General features: G+C 42.1%; 2 protein-coding genes. Both read left to right on the top strand.

Annotation, left to right across the window (positions count from 1 at the left end; genetic code table 11):
- On the top strand, positions 1-598 hold a 598-nt coding region (locus tag E2L07_RS10795), incomplete at its 5' end, for a Mu transposase domain-containing protein (protein WP_420897815.1).
- Positions 598-1,323, top strand: a complete 726-nt coding sequence (gene istB, locus E2L07_RS10790) for an IS21-like element helper ATPase IstB (protein WP_134229558.1) — start codon at positions 598-600, stop codon at positions 1,321-1,323. The genes E2L07_RS10795 and istB, both read left to right, overlap by 1 nt.
- Positions 1,324-1,391: the final 68 nt, after the last annotated feature.

Here is a 1,391-nt window from a genome sequence, read left to right as displayed (position 1 = left end):
TTTACCGCCGGAAGAATACTCTTGTGTACGCTATGAAACTCTCAAAGCAGACAAGTACGGCTATATCTTAGTAGATACGAAAAGGTATTCTACTTCCCCGCGCTTTGCCAATCAAAAGGTATTGGCTGGCATCACTTATAACAGGATAGATATCCTTTCGGACAACTATGAAGTGATTGTGAGCCATGAACGACTGTATGGAGAAGAATCAAAGTCGATGAAATGGCAGCCTTATCTGTACCTAATGGCTAAAAGGCCGACGGCGCTAAAATATACAACTTTCTATGATCAACTGCCCTTTAAATGGCAAACTTATCTGGAGGAATGTACTCTGGAAGAAAAGAAAAAGGCGCTTCAGTTACTCTCAGACCTTCTTAAAGACCATAGTCTGGAGACAGCTACAGAGGCCCTGGAAATTGCATCCGAGCGATGTCATCCATCCACAGAAACAATAAAGCAAGTCTTTCATCAGCTCATTCATGGCAGAGGCTCCAGAGAGACAGTAAGGCTAAAAAGTACAGTTCCAGTAATGCCAATAGCTGAACGAGGTATGAATCAATACGATGTCTTCTTCCAGCAGGAAAGGAGGAAGGCCTAATGCAGGAACAGATCCAAGAATATGCCAAGCGCTTAAAGCTAAGCTGGATTCGAGAGAACTACCGAGAGGTAGAAGCGGCGAACACAGAAGAATATTTACTGAAGCTCTTTGAAAAAGAAATAGAACAGCGTGAAGAACGAAAAATTAATCTTTTGTTCAAGGCGGCAACCCTGCCGAACGTATCCGGCAAACCTTTTGACTGGAAGGATATTCAGCTGGGGCAGGGGTTAAGTCAACAATCTCTCCTGGACGGTGAATTTATTGAATCAAAAGAAAACATGGTGTTTTATGGCGGCGTTGGTGCAGGAAAAACCTACCTTTCCACCCTCATTGGCATGAATGCGATACAAAAATATGGGAAACGAGTGAAGTTTTATACCATTGCTTCTCTAGCCAATGAGTTATTAGAGGCGAATGACAAAGGAAATCTCAATAAGCTGTTTAAGAAAATCGAGAAGCTTGATCTTTTAATTCTGGATGAGCTGGGATATATACCGCTTCACAAACATGGGGCCGAGCTACTCTTCCAGGTCATCTCCTTGTGTTATGAAAAGCGGAGTATTATCATCACTACAAATCTGCAGTTTGGGCAATGGAATCATGTATTTGGCGACCCTATTTTAACGGAAGCCGTGGTAGATCGCCTGATTCACCACTCTCATTTAGTGATTTTCGGAGGAGATAGTAACCGAATGAAAGAGTCATTCCTTTTGAACAATATGTAAGGAATAAGTGTTATTAAGTGGCTGCAAAAAGGCTTGCCGTTTTATGCATTTTTCTCTTGCCAAATACA

Origin of the sequence: Halalkalibacterium halodurans (assembly GCF_004376175.1) — a bacterium.
Taxonomy (GTDB): Bacteria; Bacillota; Bacilli; order Bacillales; family Bacillaceae_D; genus Halalkalibacterium; species Halalkalibacterium halodurans.
This window is presented reverse-complemented; position numbering and strand designations above follow the sequence as displayed.